The organism is Streptomyces sp. NPDC104313 (assembly GCF_055583985.1).
Genome location: NZ_JBVJMW010000009.1, coordinates 59,937 through 80,173, shown reverse-complemented (window position 1 = coordinate 80,173; position 20,237 = coordinate 59,937). Strand labels below are relative to the sequence as shown.

The following is a 20,237-nucleotide window of genomic DNA, read 5'->3' as shown; positions in this document are numbered from 1 at the left end:
GGGGTGAGGACATGGGGACGCCGGACAGCACTGGTCGGACCGAGAGCGAAACCGCAGGCACCGGCGCGGGCAGGACCGGAGACAAAGGCAGGGACGCGGCGGCGCAGGGGCGTGCGCTCTCGGCTGCCGTTCACGCTGTCCTCGCCCGGGTGGACACCCACGCCGGACGCGCCCGTACCACCACCGCCCACGGCTCGGCCTCGGGTTCCGGACCGGCGGCCGAATCCCCCCGGCCCGACAGCACAACCGTCACCCGTACGGAATCCGGCACGGAATCCGGCGGCGGCGCTGTCGTGGTCACGCCCCCCGGCGGAACCGGCCCCGCCGCCCTCGACGCGCTCGTCGCCTGCTTCGGCCTCAGCCCGTTCGAACGCGACATCGTCCTGCTGACCGCGGCCGCCGAGCTGGAGCCCACCACGGCCGCCCGCTGCGCCGCGGCCTGCGGGGATCCGGAGCGCGCGTACCCCACCTACTCGCTCGCCCTCGCCGCGCTGGGCGATCCGCACTGGAGCGCCCTCACCCCGGTCGCCCCGCTGCGCCGCTGGCGGATCGTCGAGCTGGACGACGAGTCGCGGCTGACCACCTCGCGGCTCCGGCTCGACGAACGGATCCTGCACTTCCTGGCCGGTTCGCCCTACCTGGACGCCCGGCTGCACGGGCTGCTGCGCCGGACCACGGTGCCCGACGTACTGCCCGCCTCGTACGACCTGGCGGCGAACCGGGTCGCGGCGGGCTGGGCGGGGGCGGGGCGCGGGGCGCCGCTCCGGGTCGAGCTGGTCGGTGGCGATCTGCGGACCCGGGCGGACATCGCGGCGATCGCGGCCCGCCGTTCGGGGCTCGGCCTGTACGAGATGTCGGCCGCCGACGTACCGTCCGCTCCGGGCGCGCGGGACCTGCTGGCCCGGCTGTGGCAGCGCGAGGCGATCCTGCTGCCCGCGGCGCTGCTGGTGGAGGTCGGCGACCTGGACCGCGAACAGGGCGCCGCCACCGACGCGTTTGTGGAGAGCGCCGCCGTACCCCTGGTCGTGTCGAGTCCCGACCCCCGGCAGACGGCGCGCCCGCGCGGGGAGCGCGTCACCGTGCCGCCGCTGGACGCGGACGAGCAGCTCGGGGTGTGGACCGACGCCTTCGCCGACGTACCGGAGGTGTCGCAGGGCGATCTGCGCGACCTGGTGGCCCAGTTCTCGCTGCCGCCCCACCTGGTCCGCTCGGCGGGCGCGGCCGTGGCCCGGGATCTACCCGGCGAGGACACGCTCGACGCGACCGGGCTGGCCTGGCAGGCCGGGCTCACCGAGGCCCGGATGGGCATGGACGAGCTGGGCCGACGGATCGAACCGCACGCGGGCTGGGGCGATCTCGTACTGGCGGAGCGGCAGTTGAAGGTCCTGCGGGAGATCGTGGCGCATGTGCGGCAGCGGCCGACCGTGTACCAGGAGTGGGGTTTCGCCGAGACGCTCCGCCGGGGGCTCGGGGTCACCGCGCTGTTCGCGGGCGGCTCCGGCACGGGCAAGACGCTGGCCGCCGAGGTGATGGCGCGGGAGCTGGGACTGGATCTGTTCATCATCGATCTGTCGCAGGTGGTCAGCAAATACATCGGTGAGACCGAGAAGAACCTCCGCAAGGTGTTCGACGCCGCCGAGCAGGGCGGGGCGCTGCTGCTGTTCGACGAGGCGGACGCGCTGTTCGGCAAGCGCAGCGAGGTCAAGGACAGCCACGACCGGTACGCCAACCTCGAAGTCAGCTATCTGCTGATGCGGATGGAGGCGTACCGGGGGCTCGCGGTCCTCACGACGAACATGAAGCAGGCGCTGGACACGGCGTTCATGCGCCGCATCCGTTTCGTCGTCGACTTCCCGTTCCCGGGCGAGAGCGAGCGGGCCGAGATCTGGCGCCGGGTGCTGCCCGCGCGGGCGCCGATGAAGGGCGTCGAACCGGACCTGCTGGCCCGGCTGACGGTGGCGGGCGGTTCCATCCGCAACATCGCGCTGTCGGGCGCGTTCCTCGCGGCGGAGGAGGGCGACCGGCTCCAGATGCGCCACATGCTGGAGGCCGCCCGTACCGAGTACCTCAAGCTCGACCGTTCCCTGACGCCGTCGGAGGTGCACGGATGGGTCTGAACGAACAGCAGCAGCAGCCGCAGCGGCAGGGCACGGGCGCGGGGACGGGGACGGACACAGTACGGGTCGACATCGGCGAGCTGGTCCTCGACGGCTTCGGCCGGGTGGACCCGGAGCGCGTATCGGAGGCGTTCCAGGCGGAGTTGGGCAGGCTAGTACGGGAACGGGGGGTGCCGCTGGCCGTGGACGGCGGGCAGGCGCTGGAGTCCCTGGCGGGGCTGCCCCCGCTGCCCGCGACGGTCTCCGCCCGCCGTCTGGGCCAGGAGCTGGCCCGCGCGGTGCACACGGGGCTCTCGGGCGGAGGTGAGGCGTCGCGATGAGTACGTCCCACTCGCAGGAGACGCGGACGGACCAGTCCGCCAAGCGGCGCAAGCGCAAGGAGCGCGCCGCCTCGCACGCGCCGGAGCCGAAGAACATCGTCAGCGGTGCGGGCCAGCCGCTCGACCTGAGCGTACGGCGGGAGCTGGAGGAGCAGCTCGGTCACGACTTCGGCCGGGTGCGGCTGCACACCGATCCCGACGCGGGTGCGCTCACCGAGATGCTCGGCGCGGACGCGGTCGCGGTCGGCCAGGACATCTTCTTCCGCGAGGGAACGTACCGCCCCGGCACGGTCGACGGACAGCGGCTGCTGGCCCACGAGTTGCTGCACACGGTGCAGAACCCGCACGGCCTCGGCACCCTGCGCGCCGGGCGTGACCTGGGTGCGGTGAGCCTGCCGCAGCAGGCGATGGAGCGCGAGGCGGAGTCGGCGGCGCAGGAGTCGGTGCGCCCGGACGGGCGGGCGGCGGCCAGGTCCGGGGAGCCCGGAGCCCGGGTCGAGGAGGGGCAGGCGACGCCTGGCTGGCTGCGGTACGCGACGGTGGACGCGGACCGGCAGCGTGCCGAGCGCATGGACCCGGAGACCGTCGTCGACCGCTTGGTCAACGGTGTGCTGCGCTCGTTGCGCGGCGACCCTGCGGACGCCTCGGGGAGGGTACGGCTCCAGCTGGCGCGGATGCCCATGGAGCTCCAGGACACGGTCCTCGACACGCTGGAGAAGCGGCTGCCGACCCCGGCCCACGACCGGCTCATCGACCTGATCGACGAAGTGGACCGGGCGCCGCTGCCGTTGGAAGCGTCGGTCCTGCTCACCCCGCATGTGGTCCCCGACGCAATCGAAGAGATCGCCTGGGAGCAGGAGTCCGAGGAGGCGGCCTGGCGCGCCCGGCTCGACAGCGCGGAGGAGCTGGAGAACGAGCGGATTCGGCAGGCGCAGCGGCGCAAGGCCGAGGATCCGGGGGCGGACAGCGGCGCGTCCGAAGGGGCGCAGGAGCCCGGGGCAAGTGCGGGCGGCGCCGCGCCGTCGAGTGCTCCCCCGCAGGCGGAGCAGAGCATGCAGGAGCCAGCCGGGGCGCAACCGCTGCAGGTGGAGGGCAAGTCCACCGGCGCTGAGCAGGGTCCTGGCGTGGCCGGGGCCAAGGGCGCGGCGGGAGACGGAAAGGGGGAGGGTCAGCAGGACGAGCCGCAGCAGGCGCGCCCCCCGGCGCAGCCGCAACCGGCCGCGGGAAAGCGCAAGGAGGCGTCGGCCCGGCCGGCCGGAGCTGTGCGGCCGACGCCTGTGGACAAGAGCGCGGCCGAGCGCGACGACACCCGCCACTCCGCCCGGCAGGACGCGCCTCCCGAGTCCGACCAGGACCCGGACGACCAGCCGCTAGGCGTCGACGAGGGCGGCGAGGCCGAGGCGCTCTCCGAGCTGGAGTCCCTCGTCACGGAGGCGGAGCAGGACGCGGCCGAGCCCGCGCCGGCGCCCCGACAGTACGCGCCGGATCCCGGTGACCTCGAAGGGGCCACGGCGAACGCGTCCGCTCCGGGCTCGGAACGGGGCGCGGGCAGTACGCCGCCCGCGTCGCGCCTGCCCGCCGCGGAGACGGAGGCGTTGGCGGCGGCGCTCGAGGAGGAGAGTGAGGATCTCGACGCGGAGGGGGACTCCGCGTCGGAGAGCCCCCTCGACCAGGAGGTAGGTCCCGAGCCGGACAGCGACGCGGAGGGCCGTACCGGGGCGGCGCGTGATGCCTCGAAGGGCGAGGCGGATCCCGAAGCGGAGGCCGAGGACCACGATCTGGCGTCCGAGACACGTCGGGCGAACGAACGCTCCGGGGAGGAGCAGGGCGGCGAGGGTACGTCCCCCGGCGACGGTGCTGCCCCGGGCAAGCTGGCCAAGGCCGCCGAGGATGCACGGGGGCAGGCGAACCCCATGGCGGGCGGCGGGGGTTCGGGCGGCACGGGCGCACCCGCGAAGCCCGCGGTCGCCGAGACGTCACCGACCGCCACGGCCCCGGCCTCCGCACCCGCCCCCGCTGCCGTTCCCGGGGCGGGCGGCGACACCAGCGTCGTACCACCGGCGGCGGAGGTCGCTTCTGCCGTTCCCCGGACAGAGGCGCCGCCCAAGCACGAGCCCGTACGGTCCGACGACAGCAAGCCCGTCACTGCCAAGGCGGCACCCCGGACCAGGGGCGGCGGGAGCCCCGGCGGTGGCGGTGGCAGGGCAGCCGCGAAGCCGAAGAAGGCGGCATCGGCGCCGAACGTCGCGGGTACCACCCCCGAGGCGGGGCTCGTGTCCGCGTCGGGCCTCCAGCCTCATCTGGCGCTGACCACGCTGAAGGGCGTCAACGCCGCGGTCGGCCGCTCGGTCTCCGGGGAGCGCGGGAGTCTGAAGGGTGCGCCGCCCACGATGGATCGGCCCGTCGGTTCGCCCACGACCGTACGGGGCGGTCCGAAGCCGTCGGCTCCGGGCACGTACACCTCGCAGAGCGTCGGAAAGACAGAGGCAACGCAGGGCACCACTCCGGAGATCAAGGGTGAGAAGGCGCCGAGCGGCGAACTCCCCGGTGCGGACATGGAGGAACCGGGCTGGTGGGACATCGGCAAGGCGTTGTTGATGGGGCTCGGCAAGAAGCTCCTCTCCAAGCTCCTGCCCCTCGACAAGCTCACCGGCTCGATCGACAAGGTGCCGAGCACGGACAAGGGGTTGCAGGGCGCCAAGGTCGGAGACGCGCCCAAACTGCCCCTCAAGGACGACTCCGACCCGGAGCGGACCGACAAGCAGGCGAAACAGCTCGATGACAAGGGCGCCGAACTACACACCTCGGGGCGGGAGGATGCGGCCCGCCCGATGGGCGAGGACCAGATCTACCCGGATCTACCGAGGGAGACCCTGACCGCGCGCATCGGCGGCGGCAAGCGGCAGCGCGGCGGGGAGGGCCGCCCGGCAGGCGCCCCCGGAGCGGGCCTGCCCCTGGAGGCCGTGTCGGCGGTCGCGGAGCACGAACAGGGCCCGCAGATCAAGCAGGCCTTCGGGCAGGCGCGGCAGAAAATGACGGGGGCACACCGGGAGAAGGAGAACAAAGCCAAACAGGACCGCCGCCAGTACCAGCGCGACGTCAAGCAAGAGGTCGACACCAAGACCAAGGAACAGACGAAGGCGCGCAACCAGGGTCGCACCGACATAGCCGGCTCCCGCACCAGTTGGCGCAAGGAGCAGGACGAGAAGCTCACCGAGGTGGACGGAAAGAAGGGCAAGCAGTACACCAAGGCCCGCAAGGACATCAAGGAGAAGCAGGACAAAACCGACCAGGATGTCGATCAGCGGACCAAGGACGACCAGAAGAAGATTGACGACGGGCGGACCGGGGCCGAGAAGGAAGCCACGCAGAAGCGCGACGACGGGAAGAAGGACTCCCGAAACTGGTTCGAGAAGGGCCTCGACTGGATCAAGGACCAGTTCACCAAGTTGAAGAAGGCCATCAAGAGCGTCTTCGAGAAGGCCCGCAACCTGGTCAAGGGAGTCATCGAGGACTTTAAGAAGCAGGTCTTCGCCTTCATCGACGAGGCCCGCAAGTGGGTCATCCAGCAGATCAACGACTTCGCCGACGCCCTCATCCGTCTCGGTGACGAACTACTGAAGGACTATCCCGCACTGCGGGACAAGTGGCGCAAATCCATCAACAGTCTGCGTGACGCGGCAATCAAGAAGGTCAACCAGGCTGCGGACAAGCTCAAGGCGATCGCGGGCAAGCTGATCGATGCGTTCGGCGACATGCTCCTGGCCGGCCTGGACCTCATGGAGCAAGGAATGCTGGCCGCGGTCGAACTCGCGGAGACCGTGACCCTCAAGGCGATGGAGCTCGGCGCGGCGATCCTCAAGGGCCTGGGCGAGTGGGCGGCGATCGCAACGGATATTCTCAGCGACCCGGGCGGCTGGATCGGCAAGGCGAAGGACGCGGCGGTCATCGGAGCCAAGGAGCACCTCTTCACGGAGATCAAGGCCGCGGTGAAGGAGTGGTTCAACCAGAAGGTGCAACAGCTCATCGGCATTCCGATGGAGATGTTCAACCGGCTGTTGAAGGGCGGCACGTCCAAGGAAGACATGGCCAAGATGGCCTGGGACGCGGCACTCCCCCAACTCCCTTTGATCATCGGCGAGCTGATCGTCACGAAGGTGGTCGCGAAGCTGATCCCCGGTGCGGGCTGGGTCATGGCGATCATCGACGCGCTGAAGACGGCATACGACGCGCTGGGCTCGATCCTGCGCGCGTTCGGGATGTTCATGACGTTCCTCAAGGCCGTCAAGAGCGGAAGCGGCGCCCTGCCATTCGCGAAGGCGGTGGCCTCGGGTGTGGTCGCGCTCCTGGAGCTGATCTACCAGTGGCTGGTGAGCGGCGTGGGCAAGTACCTGGGCAAGGTGGCGAAGGCACTGCGCGGCAAGGCGGCGAAGCTCGGCAAGAAGGACCCGGACTCCAACAAGGGGCCCGACAAGGGACCTGATCCGAAGAAAGACGCACCCCACCAGGACGCCCCGGCCCCGAAGCCGACCCAGCCCCCGAAGCAGAACCGTCCGGACCCTGTGCCCACCCCGGGACGCAAGCCCGAGACGAAGCCCACGACGCCCAAGGACAAGCGGGACGACGACGACCGCCGCAGGGACGGCCGTCAAGCGAACGCGGCCACCCGTGGCCTGCGCCCGAAGCCGGGCAAGGACCGCCCCGACGCGAGGCGCCCCTGGGACCGGGGACCGGACGCCAAGCACCCAGGGGCGAAGAAGCCCGACGACAAACGTCCGAACCTAGGCAAGCCACTCAAGGACGGCAAGCGCCCCAACAAGGATGCCCCCGGCCAGAAACGTAAGCCCACACCCGACCGGAAGCCCAAGAAGCCAAGCGCACTGAGCCGCGTCCGCAACGCGGTCAAGAACGCCCTGGCGAAGATTCGCAACGCACTGCGCCGCCTCGGGGCCAAGGCCAGGAACCTGCTCAACAGGCTGAGGACCTTCGCGCGCCGCCTGAAGGACCTATGGCGGAAGACCAAGGACCGACTGCGACGGGGGCGCAAGGGCGACGACAAAGTGCGGCCGGAGAACGGTACGCAACAGGCGCCACCGCTGCCCAGGGTGCGGTTCCGTATGGACAACGGCGAGATTCATACACTGCTGTTCAATGGGCGCGCCAGGAGTGCCGACTTGGTGGTGCACAGCAACGAGACATCGATGGACAAATTCTTCGAAGGATGGAAGAAAGAGCTTACCGGCATGGCCGAAAGCCCCGAGAAGGAGTCCCAGCTGCGTGTGCTCGGCCTTGCCGAGAATCTCCGCACCCTCGTGGACACACAACAGGACGGGATGCCACATCGCGAGTCGAAAACCTCCAGCAACAAAAATCCGATCACCACTACTGCCACAAGGCAGCAGATCAAAGAACTGCGCAGAATGATGGTTCAGCTCGCCACATGCATGGCGAAGCGCAATATTTCAACTGCCGAACTACCGCCCACCATCTTCCCCCCGTTCGCGGACAACGTGCGGGCCCCACAGCTCACCAAGGCCCACTACCTCAAGCAGGGAACGCCTGCGGGAGAAGTAGCCAATGACGCCGAACCCGGAAATCCTGTGGGCTACACCCGTCCGATGCACAGCTGGCCGGACACGATCGTTCGGATGCACCTCCTCACAGAACGGCTGGGCGGTCTCGCAGCGGGTTCCAATCTGGTTCCTGCTCCGCAGCGCGTGAACAGTAGATTCGCCACGCATGTGGAACTCGACGCCAACAAGGCGGCCAGATCATCCACCAAGTCGATGATCTGGTACAGCGTCGGGGTCAAGTTCCATCAGACGCCGAACCAGAACTTCCCTTCGCATATCGAAACCAGCTACAACACCTACTATCCCAGCACGAACGGCAAGTGGAAAGAGAGGCCCCCCGAGCCGAGCAAGACCTATTCAGAATCGGTCCCTACCCCTCGTAAGCCTGGCGGGATACATCCAATCCGCGTGAACGACCCCCATGAATCGGCCATGCTCATTCGCAAGGGTTTCGGCGACTATTTCCCGAGCAAGAAAGCCCCGCCCCGGTATGGGAAGATCATCAAAGCCCTTGCCCTCGTCCTGCCATACCTTGACCACGCCGATCTCAAGGCCAGGATCACAACCTACGAGTTGGGCAGACGGCGCCCCGACACCACAGAACTGAGCAACATATTGAAGGCCATTGAAGATCGCAACAAAGAGGGAAGAATTGAGACTTGATGAACAGCCCGCTCACGCAGAGTGAAGCGCAACTGCGCAAGATGATCAAAGAATTGGAAGCCAACCTCGAAGTGGAGATTTTCTTCACCGAAGAGGGGTACCTACAGGAGGAACTCGGCAATGCCGATTCAGCCTTCCAGATGATCTCTGCCGTGCATGGGATCAATCTTGATCCCACCCTCGCACAATGTTTCATGAGGTTCAATCGGATCGCCTGTCATTGGCGATTCGAACGTGCCAACATCAGAATCACCGGTGAGTTCAGGACACGCAACTTGCTTGCCGCTCTCTTCGATCGACCGCCGGAGCAGAACTGGGCTTCCACACCCTTCGAGGAGCGCTTCTACTCCGAACTCCGGGTGATCGATGACTATCCAGGAGGGGGCAACGGGGCCTTCGCTGCCCTACGTGTCAGTCAGGAGGTTACCCAGCCCGAAGTGTGGTACCACGACTTTCAGCGCGGTGCCTTCAAGCTGGATATCAACTACTGCGCATACTTGGCGGCGCTGACGGTCACCAAGGGTGTATCCGGCTGGCACTACTTGTTCGCCGATGTGTCGCTCAAGGACGAAGAATTCGCCTTCTATAAGGGCGCGCTGAAGGCTGCTCTCGACGTCCTGCCACAGCTCTTCCCCGAGCATGACTACACCCCTCTGCAAGCCCGGCTCGCAGACCGCATTCGATAGGCAGGCGACCATGACCCGCTACGCAGACATCCCCAAGCCCATCCGCTCCGGCATCGTTGTGGTAGACCCCGAGCGCGGCACGCCCCAGCGCATCATCGTTCTCCAGTTCAATCCGGACACCCTCGAACGCTCCCTCGCGCCCCAGTCCGCAGGCGGCAGTGGGGACTCCGGCGGAGGAGGGAGCGGGTCCGGGGACCGGAATGAGGCGTTGCGGCTCAAGGGGCCCGCTCAGGAGACCTGGAAGTTCACCGCGGAGATCGATGCCACCGATCAGTTCGAGGTGGCTGCACCTGATGGCATTCATCCGGAGCTGGCCACCCTCGAAATGCTCGTGCATCCGACCACCGCCCAGTTGCGGGAGGCGAGCCGGCTCACCAAGAAGGGGACCATCGAGATCAGCCCGATCGAGATGCCGTTGACCCTCTTCACCTGGGGCAGCAAGCGCGTCATGCCCGTGCGGATCACCGAACTGTCCATCAACGAGTCCGCGTTCGACGTGAATCTCAATCCGATCCGGGCCGCGCTGAGCATCGGTATGAAGGTGCTCAGCGTCAGCGATCTGCCCGCCGGGCACCGCGGGGCCGATCTGTACATGGCGCATCTCGCGCAGAAGGAGCGGCTCGCCAGGGCCGCGCGCACCGGGGGGCTGGCCTCGTTGGGGCTGACCGGGGGCAACACCGTCCTGGGGAGGGGCTGAGCCGAGGTCATGGCCGACATCGAGCCGTACGAGAACGCGCTGGACGCCATTCCAGGCGCCCACCCTTATCCGCGCTCCAGCCGGTATCACGACGCCGAGATCGGGGTGCACCGGATGGCGGACGGGACCGAAGTCCGGTACACCAAGCGCCGGTTACTGCCGCCGCTGAGCGAGGCCGTGGACGACGAGACCGCGCCGCACACCGTCAGCACCGGGGAGCGGCCCGATCTGCTGGCGCAGCACTACCTCGGGGACCCGGGGCAGTGGTGGCAGATCGCCGACGCCAATCCCGTACTCGATCCGTACGAGCTGACCGAGGAGGCGGGGCGTGTCATCGCGGTCCCGCACGCGGGGGGCTTCCCGGGAGCGGGGGCGGGGGCTCGGTATGTCTGATCAGCCTGTGGGGGGCGGGCCCGTCCACGTCACGCTGGAGACGGGGCCGAAGCTGACCCGGCCCGTGCCGCCCGAGGTCGTGGAGGCGCTGCTGTCGGCGCAGATCACCGCGACGGCCGGTGAACGCAGTGGGTTCCAGCTGGCGTTCGACCTGACCAAGCAGGGGGCGCTGTCCCGGCAGTTACTGCCCGAGGGGTTCTTCGACCCGAAGACCCGGGTGATCCTCAGCGTGAGTGTGAAGGGCACCGCCTGGGTGCTGCTCGACGGGCTCATCGTGCGGCAGGAGGTCGGCACCAGTAATCAGCCGGGGCACTCCACCCTCACCGTGACCGGTGAGGATCTGACCCTCCTCATGGATCTGGAGGAGCGCACCGACCGGTACCCGAACCTGCGGCCCTCCGGGCGCGTCGACCGCATCCTGTCCCGGTACGCCGACTACGGCATCGAGCCCTATGTCTTCCAGGAGAAGATCGAGCAGCCCCCGCACGAGCGGCTCAGGGTCGACTACCAGTCGGGAACCGACCTGAGTTACGTGAACGAGCTGGCGCGCGCCAACGGGTACACCTTCTATCTGGAGCCCGGCCCGCGCCCCGGCCGCTCGGTCGCCGTGTGGGGACCGGAGGCCCGGCTCGGGCAGCGGCAGCACGCGCTCAACGTGAACATGGACGTCAACTCGACCGTGGACCAGCTGACGTTCGCGTACGACGGTACGGCCCGCGAGGAGCCGCAGGCCCGGGTGCAGGACCCGGCCACCCGGGACAGCCGACTGCTGCCGCAGCCCGACATCGGGCCGCTGCGCCCGCCGCTGGGCCGCCGGGCCACTCCCGCACTGAAGCGCCGCACGCTGTCCGGTACGGCGAAGCGGGAGTCGGGTCAGGCGCAGGCCGAACTGCTGGCACGGGCCGCGCTGTCGGCCGACGCCATCTCCGGTTCCGGGTCCCTGGACGTCAACCGGCACGGGTACATCCTGCGGCCGCGCGAGCTGGTCGGAGTCCGTGGCGCCGGGGTCACGTACGACGGCGACTACTTCGTCAAGTCCGTCACGCACAACATCAGGCCCGGTTCGTACCAGCAGAACTTCACGCTCTCGCGCGAGGGCCTGATCGCGCGGAGCGACACCGTACGTCCGTGAACGTGGCAGAGAACGAGGAGCGGGAGAGCTTCGCATGGCTGCAGGTCCGAACAACCGGCTTCTCGGCAAGTTCCGGGGGCGGGTGGTGAGCAATGACGATCCGCTGAAGATCGGGCGGGTCACCGTCCGGGTGCCGGACGTCCTGGGCGACGAGACGTCCACCTGGGCCATGCCCTGTCTGCCGTTCACCGGGCCGCGGTCGGGGCAGTACGTGGTGCCCGCCGTCGGGGCCGGGGTGTGGGTGGAGTTCGAGCAGGGGGAGGTCAGCTTCCCCATCTGGACCGGGTGTTGGTACGGGGACCGCTCGGAGCTGCCGCCCGACGCGCTGACCGGTTCCCCCGCGCACCAGAACGTGGTGATCCAGACCTCCGACCAGCACAAGTTCGTGATGGGCGATGTTCCGGACGGGGGCCAGGGCATCCGGCTCCAGGCCGCGAGCGGGGCGTACATCCAGCTCGACGAGAAGGGCGTGACGATCGCCAACGGGCAGGGTGCCTCGGTCGTGCTGACCGGGGGCGAGGTCAACATCAACGACGGCCGGCTGATCGTGACCAAGAAGCCATAGCCACAGCCGAAGCCGCCATAGCCATAGCCGCAGCCGCAGCCGCAGCCCTGCGTCGCAGCCGTAGCCGTAGTCGCAGCCCAAGAAGTAGCCGCCGTAGCCGTAGCAACGAGAAGGAATGACGGGGAGAGGACTCTTGTCCACACGCTCAGGGACCACCGCCGGCGCCACACGTCCAGGGACCGTCGTCAGCGCCGCCACCACGCTCGCCTGCCCGCACGGCGGCCGGGCATCCGCGACCTCCGGGCATCCGGCCGCCGTCCGGCTGGACGGGCTCGCCGTGCACACGGCCGCCGACGTCTTCGCCGTGACCGGGTGCCCGCACATCGTCGACGGGGTGCCCCAGCCGTGCGCCACCGTCCGGTGGAGCCCGCAGCCGGGCGGCGTCCTCGTCGACGGCGCGCCCGTGCTGCTGCACACGAGCGCGGCGCAGTGCTTCAGCGCGGCCCTCGTGCCGCAGGGCCCGCCGGTCGTCCCGGCCATGCGGCGGGGGGTGGTCTGCGGATGAGGGCGAGGACCGTACGCGGCGACATCGCGTTCCCGTTCCGCGTCGACCGTCGTGGGCGCAGTGCTCATGCCCCGTACGACGACCATGTGCGGGATCTGGTGGAGCAGTTGCTGTTCACCAGTCCGGGCGAGCGGGTGATGCGGCCCGACTTCGGCTGCGGGCTGCTGGACCTGGTCTTCACACCGAACAGCCCCGAGCTGGCTTCGGCCCTGGAGCTGTCGGTGCAGGCCTCGCTCCAGCGCTGGCTGGGCGAGCTGATCGATGTGGAGTCCCTGGACGTGGTGAGCGAGGAGAACGTGGTCCGGGTGCATCTGTGCTACGTGGTGCGCTCCACCGGGAACCGGCGCGACGAGGTGTTCGAAGGGAGCGGGCCCGCATGAGCAGCCCGAGCAGCATGACCGGCCCGAGCAGCGTGAGCAGCCCGAGCAGGGAGTTGGTCTGCCGTACGGACGGCCGGCGCGGCAAGGTGCGCGCGGCTCGGCTCGGCGGCGTGGACGCGGTGGAGGCCGGTGACGACGGGCTGACGCTGACGGTGACATTCCTCGGCAAGGCGCCGCACGGGCTGTGCCCGGAGAACATTCGGATCGACGGCGGCCGCCGGATCACCGGGATCGAGGCGGTCGAGGTGGCCGTGGAGCGCGAGGAGGACCCGGAGCTGGACGACCGGCTTCTCGTGACGGTCGACCGGACCGGGGACACCTCGCGCTACCGGCTCTCCGTGGTGGACACCGATCCGTACGGGCGGCCGGGTACGGAGCCGTTCCCGGGGTTCGACCAGCGGTATTTCGGGGCGGAGTTCATATTCCGGCCGGACTGCCCGACGCCATTCGACTGCGCGGACGGGACGGCGGGTGACGAGCCCGGACCGTGGCCCGAGGCACCGGTCATCGACTACACGGCGCGCGACTACGAGTCCGTGCGCCGGCTCATCCTGGACCGGCTGGCGCTGACCACGCCCGGGTGGGTGGAGCGCAACCCCGCCGATCTCGGTGTCACGCTCGTCGAGCTGCTGGCGCACACGGCGGACCGGATCAGCTACCAGCAGGACGCGGTGGCCACCGAGGCGTATCTGGACACCGCCCGCAGGCGGGTGTCGGTGCGGCGGCACGTGCGGCTGATCGACTATCCGATGCACGACGGCTGCAACGCCCGGACGCTGGTCACCGTCGAGGTGACGAAGCGGCTGACACTGCGGCCGGGGACGTTCCGGTTCGCCGCCGTCGACGTCCGTACGCTGGGGCCGCGCGACCGGCCCGAGGTCGGGACCGTCATCGAGGACCGCGATCTGGCGGTGCTGACCGAGCGCGGTTCGGTGGAGGTCTTCGAACCGGTGGTGACCGGGGAGCCGGCCGAGCTGCGGCCCGCGCACAACACCGTCCGGTTCTGGACCTGGGGCGGCGAGGTGTGCGCCCTGCCGAAGGGCGCGGTGGCGGCGACGCTGCGGGACGAGTGGGCGGACAAGAAGCGCACGGTGCGGGCGCTGGCGCTGGCACCGGGCGATCTGCTGGTGTTCGAGGAGGTGCGCGGGGCGCGTTCGGGTACGCCCGGCGACGCGGACCCGGCGCACCGGCAGGCCGTACGGCTGACCTCGCTCACGCCGGGTGTGGACCGGCTCTCCGGGCAGCCGGTGGTGGAGGTCACCTGGGCCCGTGAGGACGCGTTGACGTTTCCGGTGTGCCTGTCGACCCGGGGCGGTCCCGGCTGCGAGCCGGTGGCGGATGTGAGCGTGGCGCGGGGCAATGTGGTGCTCGTCGACCACGGCAGGTCGCTGACGTTCGCGGGGGCGCCGCCGGAGACGGTGACCGTGCCGCCGGAGCCTGCCGTGCTCGGTTCCTGCGAGCCGTCCGGGTGCGGGGAGGCCGACGAGGGCAACGCGACGGCGCGCCTCGTCGTAGAGCGCCTGGAACAGACCCGCCACGGACGGCTGTTGACCGCCGACCAGGTGCGGGAGCTGTCCGTGCTGGTCGGTGACGAGGAGGTGACGCGCGCCGGGATCGGTCTGGAGCTGTCCGGGCGGCGGCGCGAGAAGGTCGTGCCGGGCACGGCGTACGAGCAGGCGGAGGCGCTGGCGACGCTGCTGGCGCAGACCGTCTATCCCGGTATCCGGCCCCGGTTCCGGCCGGTGCTCCACCGCTCCCCCGTGGTCCAGGCGGCGCCCTTCCCGCTGCCGGAACATGTGTCGGGCGGGCAGGCCGACCGGCTGGCCGCCGTGCCCGGACGGGTACGGGAGCGGCTGGTGGAGCTGTGGCGCAGCGCCCGTGACCACGACGGGCTCGCCGAGGCGGAGATCGATGAGCTGACCGTGCTCTTCGGGCTGCGGGTGCTGGAGCATCTGGAACTGCACCTGAATCCGGTACGCGCGCTGCGGGAGCTTCTGCACCGTAGCCCGCGGCTGCTGGCGCCGAAGCTGCGCAGGCTCGATGTGCTGATGGCACGGGCGCGGGCGGGTTCGGTGCTGGACGCGGGCATCGCCTGGGAGATCGCCAGGAGTTGGGGGCGCGGCTACGCGACCGGGCTGCGTCCGGACGCGCCGGTCCTGCGGGGGCCCGCGGCCGCCTTGGTCCAGGATCCGCGGGCCGCGCTGCCCGCGGTGACGGCCGTGGACGGCGAGGTGGTGTGGACCGCGCGCCGGGATCTGCTGTCCAGTGGGCACCGGGACCGGCATCTGGTCGGTGAGCTGGAGGACGACGGGCGGATCGCGCTGCGCTTCGGCGACGGGCGGCACGGTGCCCGGCCGCGGCCCGGCGCCCGGCTCGCCCTGCACTACCGGCTCGGCGGCGGCGCGGCGGGCAACCTCGGTGCGGAGGCCGTGAACCATCTGGTGCTGCACCGCGATGCGGAGTCCGAGGACGCGGGGGACGCGCTGCCGGTGGCGGGGGTACGCAATCCGCTGCCCGCCGTGGGCGGTACGGAACCCGAACCGCTGGAGCAGGTACGCCAGTTGGCGCCGCTCGACCTGAAGCGCACCCGGCGGCGGGCGGTGACCGCCGAGGACTACGCGGAGCTGGCGTCCGCGCTGGAGGGTGTGCAGCGCGCGGCGGCGGAGATCCGCTGGACGGGCAGCGTGCAGGAGGCCCATGTCGCCGTCGACGCGCTGGGGGCCGGGGAGCCGGCTCCCGAACTGCTCGACTCGGTGGCGTACGCGCTGGAGAGCTTCCGGCGTATCGGCCATGACCTGGTGGTCGGCCCGGCCAGGAACGTACCGCTGGACATCGCGCTGTCGGTGTGTGCGGCGCCCGGTCATCAGCACGGGCAGATCCTGGCCGAGCTGTACCGGCTGCTGGGCAGCGGGCGGCTGCGGGGCGGGCGGCCCGGCTTCTTCCATCCCGATGCCCTGGTGTTCGGCGAACCGGTGCGGCTGAGCGCCCTGGTGGCCGCGGCGGCCGGGGTGCGGGGCGTGGAGAGCGTGACGGTGACGCGGCTGCGCCGGCTCTTCGACGACGGGACCGACCGCAACGACGGCGCCGGTCGCGGGACCGGCGGGACCGGCCTCGGCGATGAGGGCGCGGTGGGCCTGGACGATCCCGCCCTGGAGGCGGGCGTGCTGCGGCTCGGCCCGCTGGAGATCGCGCGGTGCGACAACGACCCCGACCGGCCCGAGAACGGCCGGCTGACCATCGAGCTCGCCGGAGGTACGCGATGAGCGGCGCGCAGGACTGCGGCTGCGGCTGCGGCGGACATGACGAGCGCCGGGCGCCCGCCGCCCTGTACAACCCGCCGGGGCGCACGGCCCTGGACTACCGGGTGGGTGAGTACGGCTCGTTCCTCGCGGCCATGAAGGACCGGCTCGCCTCCCCCGCCTATCCGGCGCTGCGGGGGCTGACGGTCCGGACCCCGGACGATCCGGCGATCGGGCTGCTGGACTCCTGGGCCGTCGTCGGTGATCTGCTCACCTTCCACTCCGAGCGGATCGTGGACGAGGCGTATCTGCGCACCGCGAACGAGTACCGCTCGCTGGCGCTGCTCGGACGGCTGGTGGGACACCGGCCGCGGCCGGGGATCGCCGCCGACACCCATCTCGCGTACACCCTGGACCGCGATCCGCGGGACGAGGACGTGGAGGTGGTCATCGCGCGCGGGGCGCGCAGCAACAGCGTTCCGCTCACTTCCGAGGACGAGTCGCAGGTCTTCGAGACGTCCGCCGATCTCGCGGCCCGCGCGTCGTGGAACGAGCTGGCGGTGCGCCGGCGCAGGCCCTCGTTGCTGACCGAGGAGGATCTGACCGGCCGCTCCGAGATCCAGGTCGCGGGCACGACGACGGGGCTGACGGCCGGGGACCGGCTGCTGTTCGTCTTCAAGGGACAGCAGGGATCGGGCGGACAGCAGGGCGCGAGCGGACAGCAGGGCGCGGGTGGGCAGGACACGATGGACGGCGGCGGGCAGGAGACGCCGGACGACGGGGAGCCGGGGAAGCGGCTGATCCGTACCGTCGCCCGGCTCCGGACCGACCGTGAGGAGGATGTGACGGGCATCGGGCTCCAGCAGTCCGCCCCGCCCACCCTGGCCGAACTGGTGGACCTGCTCCGGGAGTGGATCACCCAGGACGAGCGGGCGGTCGAGGACGGTGAGCCCACACCCGACAACCCCAATCCGCGTCCGGTCAGCCGGTACATCGAGGGGTTCGACACCCAGGTGCTGGCCCCGCTGCGGGCCGACCTGGACACCGTCGCCTCGCCCGCCCGCCTCGCGGCACGGCTGGCGGAGCCGCATGAGCGGCTGGCCGAGGCGCAGGCCGTGGCGCGCGCGCACGAGGACGTCGCCGCCTGGTTCGAGCGGCTGGAGGCGATGGTCGGTGAGGTGATCGCGCAGGCGGCCGGCCTGGAGCCGTCCCGGCCCGCGCCCGAAGCGCTCCGCGCGGCCCTCCCGGCCGGTCCGGCGGCGTTGCGGGCGCTCGGCGCGGTGCTTCCGGCGCTGCGCGACGGGGTCGTACGCCCTGGTTCGCACGCTGGTTCGCACATCGGCTCACGCACCGGTTCGCACACCGGCTCACGCACCGGTTCGCACACCGGCTCACGCGCCGGTTCACGCGCGGCCGCGCGGGCCGGCTCCGCGGGCTCCGGTGCGGACCGGCTGGCCGCGCCCGGCCCGGACCTGGGGGCGCGGCTGCTGGCGGCGCTCGACCCGAGGATCGCCGACGGCATGTATCCGGCGTGGCGGCGATCCACGCCCACCGCGCCCCCGCTGCTGCACGAGGTGCAGGCGCTGCGGGTGACGTCCGCCCCGTTCGGGGCGATGGCGCCGCTGCGGCCGGTGCAGGATGCCCGGGGACGGGTGGTCAGGCAGGCCGACTGGCCGCTGTCCGGTTCGGCCCTGACGACGATGCGGGTCGTGTTCGACACGGCGGGCCGGGTCCCGGTGCGGGCCGAGTTCCAGTACTCGGAGACGGGTTCCTCCGTCCAGCAGTCGGAGAATCTGTCGGCGGAGACGACGTTCGAGCTGGGCCCCGGCCGGGTCACGGTGATGGCGCGGGCGGGTCAGGACCACGATCTGAGCTGGCTCCAGCGGCGCCCGGCGGACTCGCAGGAGCCGGGCGTCACAGCCCGGTTGCACGAGGGGCTGCCCGAGCGGACGCTGTTCGTGTCCCGTCCCGGTGAGGACGGCCGGGTCCAGGTCGTCGTGCACAACGGCGATTCCCGGGAGTGGCGTCTGGCGCCCGGCGACCATGAGCAGGTCCGGCACGAGGGCTATGAGCTGACCGTCCGGTACACGGTGGGCAGCGAACCGGCGAACGTGGTGATCGGCATCGCGTCGGTGCCCGAGCCGGCGAACCGGCGGGTCATCGCCCTCGACTCGGTGCAGGACTCGGTCACGGTCGGCAGCTGGGTCGCGATCGAGCGGCCCCGCAAGGGCGCCGAGGGCCCGGACGGCATCCCGGGCGACCCGGACCTCCGGCTGGTCACCACCAGGGTCACCGCCGTACGCACCGCCGTGTACACCGACTTCGGCATCACGGGCCGCGGTACGGAGCTGACCCTGGCCGATCCCTGGCTCGACGAGCACGATGTGCTGCTCTCCACGATCCGCGACACGGCCGTGCACGCGGGCGGGCAAGCCCTGCGGCTCGCCGAGGAGCCGCTTGGCGAGGACGTGCACGGCAACGAACTGGAACTGGCCGAGCTGTACGACGGACTGCGTCCGGGGCGGCAGTTGATCGTGTCAGGGGAGCGTACGGACGTACCCGCCGTACCCGGCACCGAACTGGTGACGGTCGCGGACGTCGAACAGGTCCTGGACCCGCTGGTGCCCGGCGACCATGTGCACACCCGGCTGACGCTGACCACGGATCTGGTCCACCGCTACCGGCGGGCCACCGTGCGGGTACGGGGCAATGTGGTCGCCGCCACCCACGGCGAGAGCCGGGAGGAGCCGATCGGCAGCGGGGACGCGGACCGGACCAACCAGACGTTCGCGCTGTGGCAGTCGCCGCTGACGTGGCTGCCCGCCGACAACCCGCTGGGGGCCGCCCCGGCCCTCGACGTGCGGGTCGACGGGCTGCTGTGGCACGAGGTGGACAGCCTCGCCGGGCGCGGCCCGCGCGAGCGTGTCTACGTGGCCGGGGTGGCGGGCGGCCGGACGACGGTGACCTTCGGCGACGGGGTGCACGGGGCCCGGCTGCCCACCGGCCACGAGAACGTCCGGGCCCGCTACCGCTTCGGGACCGGCCGGGCCGCCAATGTCGGGGCGGACCGGATCACCCAGGCGGTCACCCGGCCGCTGGGCGTCACCGGGGTCACCAATCCGCAGCCCGCGACGGGCGGCGCGGACGCGGACGGCCCCGGCCTGACCCGGTCCACGATCCCGCTCGCCGTGTCGGCGCTGGACCGGCTGGTGTCGGTCGCCGACTACGAGGACTTCGCCCGCTCCCGGGCGGGCATCGGACGGGCGGCGGCGCGCGAGGTCTTCGACGGCAGGCGGCGGCTGCTGCATGTGACGGTCGCCGGGGTGTCGGACATCCCGGTGGCGGAGGACTCCGATGCGCTCACCGCGCTGCGTTCCTCGCTCGCCCGGTACGGCGACTCCCGGCTGCCGGTGCGCGTACAGGTGCGCGAACTGGTGCTGCTGCTCCTCGCGGCGAGGGTGAAGGTGGCCCGCGACCACAGCTGGCAGCTCGTCGAACCCCGGCTGCGCCAGGCCCTGCTGGCCAGGTTCGGCCCGGCCCGGCGCGAACTGGGCGGCGGCGCGCACCTGTCGGACGTGCTGGCCACGGCCCACTCGGTGCCCGGTGTCGACCATGTGGACGTGGATGTCTTCGGCGGGGTGGCCGCGTCGTTCACCCCCGAGGACCTGCCCGCGCTCACCGATTCCCTGGCCGAGCCGCGGCGGTCGGTCGCGGCGCGGCTCGCCGCGTACGACGAGGACGTGCACCGGGTCACCGCGCCGGAGGGCGAGACGCTCACCTCGGTCGCCGCCCGCTACGGCATCGGGCTCGACGAACTGCTCCGCCTCAACCCGGACATCACCGACACCCGGCGCCTGGAGAGGGGCCGGGCGGTGTTCGTCTTCCGCGGCATCCGGCCCGCCCAGCTGGCCCTGCTGTCACCGGATGTCCCGGACACGCTGATTCTGACGGAGGTCACCGCATGAAC

General features: G+C 70.9%; 12 protein-coding genes. All 12 read left to right on the top strand.

Annotated elements, in window-relative coordinates; genetic code table 11:
- Positions 1-11: 11 nt before the first annotated feature.
- A complete protein-coding gene (locus tag ACZ60Q_RS21840) occupies positions 12-2,117 on the top strand; it encodes an ATP-binding protein (RefSeq protein WP_469637012.1) in 2,106 nt (701 codons plus the stop codon).
- Complete coding sequence (locus tag ACZ60Q_RS21835; RefSeq protein ID WP_469637010.1) at positions 2,108-2,437, top strand: hypothetical protein; 330 nt, start codon at positions 2,108-2,110, stop codon at positions 2,435-2,437. Before ACZ60Q_RS21840 ends, ACZ60Q_RS21835 begins: the two co-directional genes overlap by 10 nt.
- Positions 2,434-8,673: an eCIS core domain-containing protein gene (locus tag ACZ60Q_RS21830; RefSeq protein ID WP_469637008.1), complete on the top strand. Its 6,240-nt coding sequence runs from the start codon at positions 2,434-2,436 to the stop codon at positions 8,671-8,673. The genes ACZ60Q_RS21835 and ACZ60Q_RS21830 overlap by 4 nt, the downstream gene beginning before the upstream one ends.
- Positions 8,673-9,359, top strand: coding sequence for a hypothetical protein (locus ACZ60Q_RS21825; RefSeq protein ID WP_469637005.1), 687 nt, complete (start codon positions 8,673-8,675; stop codon positions 9,357-9,359). Before ACZ60Q_RS21830 ends, ACZ60Q_RS21825 begins: the two co-directional genes overlap by 1 nt.
- A gap of 10 nt (positions 9,360-9,369) precedes the next feature.
- The gene (locus ACZ60Q_RS21820) at positions 9,370-10,056 is read left to right on the top strand and encodes a hypothetical protein (protein WP_469637002.1); all 687 of its coding nucleotides are present in this window, start codon (positions 9,370-9,372) and stop codon (positions 10,054-10,056) included.
- Between the two features lie 9 nt (positions 10,057-10,065).
- Positions 10,066-10,449, top strand: a complete 384-nt coding sequence (locus tag ACZ60Q_RS21815; protein WP_469637000.1) for a LysM peptidoglycan-binding domain-containing protein — start codon at positions 10,066-10,068, stop codon at positions 10,447-10,449.
- Positions 10,442-11,581, top strand: coding sequence for a hypothetical protein (locus tag ACZ60Q_RS21810; RefSeq protein WP_469636997.1), 1,140 nt, complete (start codon positions 10,442-10,444; stop codon positions 11,579-11,581). Before ACZ60Q_RS21815 ends, ACZ60Q_RS21810 begins: the two co-directional genes overlap by 8 nt.
- 34 nt (positions 11,582-11,615) lie before the next feature.
- Complete coding sequence (locus ACZ60Q_RS21805) at positions 11,616-12,146, top strand: phage baseplate assembly protein V (protein WP_469636994.1); 531 nt, start codon at positions 11,616-11,618, stop codon at positions 12,144-12,146.
- A gap of 133 nt (positions 12,147-12,279) precedes the next feature.
- Positions 12,280-12,651, top strand: coding sequence for a hypothetical protein (locus tag ACZ60Q_RS21800; RefSeq protein ID WP_469636991.1), 372 nt, complete (start codon positions 12,280-12,282; stop codon positions 12,649-12,651).
- The gene (locus ACZ60Q_RS21795; RefSeq protein ID WP_469636988.1) at positions 12,648-13,031 is read left to right on the top strand and encodes a GPW/gp25 family protein; all 384 of its coding nucleotides are present in this window, start codon (positions 12,648-12,650) and stop codon (positions 13,029-13,031) included. The genes ACZ60Q_RS21800 and ACZ60Q_RS21795 overlap by 4 nt, the downstream gene beginning before the upstream one ends.
- Before the next feature lie 14 nt (positions 13,032-13,045).
- Positions 13,046-16,294 carry a putative baseplate assembly protein gene (locus ACZ60Q_RS21790; protein ID WP_469637583.1) on the top strand — a complete coding sequence of 1,083 codons (3,249 nt, stop codon included), beginning with the start codon at positions 13,046-13,048 and terminating at the stop codon, positions 16,292-16,294.
- Positions 16,291-20,235: a putative baseplate assembly protein gene (locus tag ACZ60Q_RS21785; RefSeq protein ID WP_469636985.1), complete on the top strand. Its 3,945-nt coding sequence runs from the start codon at positions 16,291-16,293 to the stop codon at positions 20,233-20,235. The genes ACZ60Q_RS21790 and ACZ60Q_RS21785 overlap by 4 nt, the downstream gene beginning before the upstream one ends.
- Positions 20,236-20,237 lie beyond the last annotated feature (2 nt).

Bases quoted from the DNA above. Each gene is read 5' to 3' on its own strand.
- ACZ60Q_RS21840 (WP_469637012.1), top strand. From the start codon at position 12: ATGGGGACGCCGGACAGCACTGGTCGGACCGAGAGCGAAACCGCAGGC.
- ACZ60Q_RS21835 (WP_469637010.1), top strand. From the start codon at position 2,108: ATGGGTCTGAACGAACAGCAGCAGCAGCCGCAGCGGCAGGGCACGGGC.
- ACZ60Q_RS21830 (WP_469637008.1), top strand. From the start codon at position 2,434: ATGAGTACGTCCCACTCGCAGGAGACGCGGACGGACCAGTCCGCCAAG.
- ACZ60Q_RS21825 (WP_469637005.1), top strand. From the start codon at position 8,673: ATGAACAGCCCGCTCACGCAGAGTGAAGCGCAACTGCGCAAGATGATC.
- ACZ60Q_RS21820 (WP_469637002.1), top strand. From the start codon at position 9,370: ATGACCCGCTACGCAGACATCCCCAAGCCCATCCGCTCCGGCATCGTT.
- ACZ60Q_RS21815 (WP_469637000.1), top strand. From the start codon at position 10,066: ATGGCCGACATCGAGCCGTACGAGAACGCGCTGGACGCCATTCCAGGC.
- ACZ60Q_RS21810 (WP_469636997.1), top strand. From the start codon at position 10,442: ATGTCTGATCAGCCTGTGGGGGGCGGGCCCGTCCACGTCACGCTGGAG.
- ACZ60Q_RS21805 (WP_469636994.1), top strand. From the start codon at position 11,616: ATGGCTGCAGGTCCGAACAACCGGCTTCTCGGCAAGTTCCGGGGGCGG.
- ACZ60Q_RS21795 (WP_469636988.1), top strand. From the start codon at position 12,648: ATGAGGGCGAGGACCGTACGCGGCGACATCGCGTTCCCGTTCCGCGTC.
- ACZ60Q_RS21790 (WP_469637583.1), top strand. From the start codon at position 13,046: ATGACCGGCCCGAGCAGCGTGAGCAGCCCGAGCAGGGAGTTGGTCTGC.
- ACZ60Q_RS21785 (WP_469636985.1), top strand. From the start codon at position 16,291: ATGAGCGGCGCGCAGGACTGCGGCTGCGGCTGCGGCGGACATGACGAG.